Below are 4,615 nucleotides of genomic sequence, written 5' to 3' on the forward strand. Positions count from 1 at the left end.
ATCGCGCTGAACCGTATCATAAATGAGGCGAAATTTTTCGAATTACCCGCTTGCGGGGCAAGGAAAGTGGCTTCCGCGAGGACGGGATTGGGGTGAGGCCACCTGAGGGTAAGATTGTGGATCAGGTGGCCTGTTGCTGCTGTTTATGAATGAATAGATAATGGCTGGTGTGGTGAGGTTGTGTGCTGCAGGCGTAAAAGTACAGAGAGTTAAGCAGCTTGAGAAACTACTCGTCGGGTTTGAAGGACTTGGCCTTGTAGGATGTGAGCTGATTCTGCTTCGCTGCCTGTGTCTTTTTGCGAACCAAGGGCGAAGACTATAGCGTAGATATGGTATTTCATAAAGTATCTTGTCAAATTCTCCTTCTATTGCATTAAAGTCATTTTCCATGTTCTTTTGGTATATACTATTCCTTCTATCTTTAACTTTATTAGAAAAGTGCTTTTCAATATGCCATCTGTTCGGATATGCGACGGACGGCGCTTCGTTGTGATTTTATTGCGCGATATCAGGTTGTGTCTTACGCATCACGACAAGTCTTTTTTTAAGAAACCATTTGAGCCGGTTCTTTCGACTTGCGCTGCAGCAGTTGCACGCCTCCCACAATAGCAGCTGTCATCAGTATGACCGTCGCCAAGATGAACAAGAGCGAATAGATTGAATTTGATATGGCCGGACCGCCGTTCACCAGATTCATAATCCCATTGACCGCATAGGTGGCAGGAGAGTAATCACTAATCGTCCGGTAGAAGGTTGGCAGCAGCTCGCGCGGTAGCATGGCTCCAGATGTGATTAATTGAATCGACAGCAGAGCAATATTGACCCATGCGCCTGCATCGCTAAAGATATAAAATGACAGCTGAGCGACAAATAAGAACGTGATGACATAGGCAAGCTGGAACAGCCACATCACGGCGAAGCCTTGCTCGGAATGAACGCCCATCAGCGTAACCATTCCCGTGCCCACAGTTGTTATCACAAGTGAGGCTGTAATATTGAGCAATGAGCGAGCCGTAAGCAATGTCCAGCGGCCGCATGTCTGCTTTATGGTTTTGGCGGCCTTATTCATTTCCATGGCGAACAGCATGCAGCCGACAAAAGAAGCAAGCAGCAGCATCATAGGTACCATCGTCCATGAAAAATTAGAGATGGGATGAATGTTGTCCATATCGGCCACGACACGCGCAGCCATCGACTCTGATAGGCTGTTAGCTTGCAGCTGTGGAATTTGTACCTTCTCTAGTACATTGATCATGCCAGTACGAACCGCTTGTTCATTGAGCGAGGTAGTAAGTTGACTAGCGACCGATTGCATCACACTTTTCATCATGCTTGGGTTGGATTCGTTCACGGAGTAGGTAACGACTGCCTTTTGAGTCGGATCCATTAGCTGTTTAGAGAAGTTCTCTGGAATATGAACAACCATTTGCAGCTTGCGCTCGTCAAGTTGTGTCATTGCCTGTTCCAGACTAGCTTCCTCCTTGATTTGAAAAGGCAGCTTCTCCATCATTCCTTGCACGGCTTGCTTGCCGATCGCTTGATCCTCATTCACAACCGCAATGACAAACCGATTCACATTGTCAGTTAGATGATCATATCCCGTCAGCCAGATCAGGCTGAACAGCACTTGAAAAATAAGCGCAGTTATCATGCCGATCATGACTGTCGGCGACTTCAACAGGTGAAGATAGGCTGATTTTACAGACATTTTGTTCATCAATACATACACCTCATACCTATAATTTATTTATTAATCAATAAATTTGATTCCGAAAAAAGTGCGACCTCGTAGAGGCGCAGCGTAGCAGGGCTTCCATACATTTTATTTTTTGGGCCACGGTGATAAATTAGGCGCTTCAAGCACTTCTGACATCGTAATAATCAGACCGGAGCCGATGAACATGCTGGCAGCGAACTGGGCATTCGGAATTCCGGCTTGTTCGAAGCGTCGAATGATGGTCTGATGAATCGAAGTGAAATGATCGCGCACCGTATCGCGCACCGCTGACTCCGAAGTCGTAAATGCCTGCATCGTCACAAGCATCTCATCGCGATGCGTCTCAATGAGCTTGCCGAAGGCGCGTCCCATCGTCTCCACTAACTGTTCAGGGGGTGCATCCACGCTGGAGAAGGCTTCTTCAATTTTCCCCTTGGCGCGTTCGAGAACAGCAATGAACAATTCTTCCTTGGATTTGAAAAAGTGAAACACATAGGGCTGCGTTACGCCAGCCGCTTTGGCTACATTGGCGGTTGTGGTTTTGTAAAAACCATGCTCGGCAAAGGATGAGACAGCGGCATCGATAATTTGATCCTTGCGAGATGGAGAAGCTTTTTTTGATGACATGTCGGTTCAACACCTTACTTGGATGAATTAGTTATTTATTAATTAATAAATTATTACTTCTCGTGCGAATTGTCAAGCGAATATAACAAAAAGGGCAGATCCATGTAGTTTCATCCCCCTCATGGATCGCCCTCACACATTGCATAAGACGACATAGCTCTATTGCGATACAACGGTATTCCAGCTCATTTATCCGCCAATTGCTCACATTGGTGGTCTTTACGGTATCGGCAGAAAGTTGTTTAGAAGAAGATAGGTAATATCTTTTGATTAAGGACTGGGTACCCACAGGGGTGCTCTTATTTTTCGCCGTAGCCCCGTTAAGCTGAACCGTACCATAAGTAACTGCGAAAAACTGGCGTGTAAGAGGCCCTGAGGCCTGTAAGTTCGATAATTTATAAGATATTCTAGCCCTTAAAGTGACTTAGGGGCTTTTTTATATATGCAAGAAACGACAATGTTTTCCATCCCATGGTATGATTTCACTAGTATCAATTTTGTTCCATCAAGATTTGATAAAAGACATTATGTATAGGACGTAAGTCGAAATAGGTACAGAAGACGAACGTTCGGGGGCGAGGAAACACGATATGTTTCAATAAACTTAGGCGGGATACTAGTAGGCGTGGAGGATGCTTTTATAGCTATTGAACGCGAAACCTAAGCGCAATTTGACCGTAAATCTCCATCATGTGTTAATTGCGTAACCCACAGAGCTTGCTATTATGCTTATTATAAGGAACAAAAATATTCTAGGAGTGTGACATGGGCTATGGAACCATACAAGCTTCTATCTGAGCTCGTATCACGAATAGAAGAAAATGTTTCTGGTACTAGGGAGACAGAATATCTGGCCGATCTCCCGATCTCCATTGTTCATTTGCGTCGACTCTTCAAGTTCGCTTTCGGCGTGCCGCTACAAAGCTATATCCGCTCTCGAAAGCTGGCCGCCAGCTTGGAGAATTTGATGCTAACCGAGAAACGGGTCCTCGACATTGCAATCGAATGCCGGTTATGAACATGAGCAGACCTACATGACCGCATATGGTCATGATTCCATCCTTTCATTTAATCGGGCGAATGCATCAAATTGAGATCGCTGAAGCGCTGACAAAAGCACCCGAAGTTGCTAAGCAGTTTTGGTGGAACAATCGGCATGAAGTGCCTAATCCAGTAGAACCCAATATCTATTACGGTCTAACGAGGGCACCTGATCCATCGCTTAGTTGGACGTACTATCTACCGTCTATGCGTGTAATGGATTTGAACGATATTCCTGACGGCTTTACAGGCGACACCTTCCCTACTTCCTTGTGCGCCGGTTTTCGTTATATTGGGAACCATCATTACGAGGAGATTGACGAACTGCGCGCAGAGGCGCTATATACTGCCATCGATAGGCTTGCACAGGAACACAAAGGGAGATATGAGCTTCTGGACAGCGAATTATTTTTCGAAAAAATCGATACGGATGCATACGATGGAAAGTATTGTCATATTTGATGGTTTGCGCCAATCAGAGTGAATTACACTTAAAATGATCAAAAAAGTTCATTGAACGTGACGCTATTGAGGTATGTTCTTATTGTAGAGTAACAAAAAATAAAGGTTTGTACGAAAAGGGGTAAATATGAATTATAACGAAGTTGTTTCAATCGGCGATACCTATTTACTTAAAGCAGTATCGGAGTTGTTCGGATTAGAAGGCTATGAAATCCAGCTGATTCCGGCACATGAGGGAGGGCGGAATGTCGTTTATACCTGTGAGAAAGAGGGCGAAGACGCCAAAATACTCAGAATCGCTTTCTTACCTGACAGGAGCCGGGAAGATTTTCTGGGAGAAGTTGAGTATATCAGGTATTTATTCGAGCATGGAGGAAGTGTCTCGGATGTATTCAGCTCCAGGAAGGGGAATCTGCTGGAGGAGATCACCCACAATAACCACACCTTTTTTGTCTGCCTGTTTGAAAAGGCTAAGGGAAAAATGCTTGTAGAAAATAATTATCGGTACCGGGAAGGAGCTCCAATTACCGAATATTATTATAATTGCGGTAAAGTCCTGGGGAAACTGCACCAAATATCGAAAGGGTATATGCCTGTCCATCGTCGGCATCATTTTTTTGACAAATTCAATACCGAATATATCGATAAACTGATACCCGACTCTTTATCTCTGCTTAAGGAGAAGCTGGTAGAGCTCCTGAATACCTTAGAAGGATTGGACAGGAACCAGGAGACTTTCGGTATGATCCATTTTGATTACAACGATGG

Annotated in this window: 5 protein-coding genes; 3 read left to right on the forward strand and 2 right to left on the reverse strand. The window is 44.7% G+C overall.

The annotated features are described in order from the left end of the window. Positions 1-544: 544 nt before the first annotated feature. Together A372_RS0100710 and A372_RS0100715 are read right to left on the reverse strand one after the other, a co-directional pair. Positions 545-1,717, reverse strand: a complete 1,173-nt coding sequence (locus tag A372_RS0100710; RefSeq protein WP_019418935.1) for a YhgE/Pip domain-containing protein — start codon at positions 1,715-1,717, stop codon at positions 545-547. 105 nt (positions 1,718-1,822) lie between these two features. Then, the gene (locus A372_RS0100715; protein WP_019418936.1) at positions 1,823-2,344 is read right to left on the reverse strand and encodes a TetR/AcrR family transcriptional regulator; all 522 of its coding nucleotides are present in this window, start codon (positions 2,342-2,344) and stop codon (positions 1,823-1,825) included. A gap of 772 nt (positions 2,345-3,116) precedes the next feature. Between A372_RS0100715 and A372_RS0100720 the strand changes: the two genes are divergently transcribed. The 3 genes from A372_RS0100720 to A372_RS0100730 form a co-directional block, all read left to right on the forward strand. Continuing rightward, a complete protein-coding gene (locus A372_RS0100720) occupies positions 3,117-3,362 on the forward strand; it encodes a hypothetical protein (RefSeq protein ID WP_019418937.1) in 246 nt (81 codons plus the stop codon). Positions 3,363-3,424: 62 nt separating this feature from the next. Beyond that, entirely contained in the window at positions 3,425-3,847 is a 423-nt protein-coding gene (locus tag A372_RS0100725; RefSeq protein ID WP_157259376.1) for a hypothetical protein, read from the forward strand. Between the two features lie 127 nt (positions 3,848-3,974). Then, positions 3,975-4,615 (forward strand): phosphotransferase (locus A372_RS0100730; RefSeq protein WP_019418939.1); only part of this gene is annotated, 641 nt, incomplete at its 3' end.

The organism is Paenibacillus sp. OSY-SE (genome assembly GCF_000283315.1).
Taxonomy (GTDB): Bacteria; Bacillota; Bacilli; order Paenibacillales; family Paenibacillaceae; genus Paenibacillus_B; species Paenibacillus_B profundus.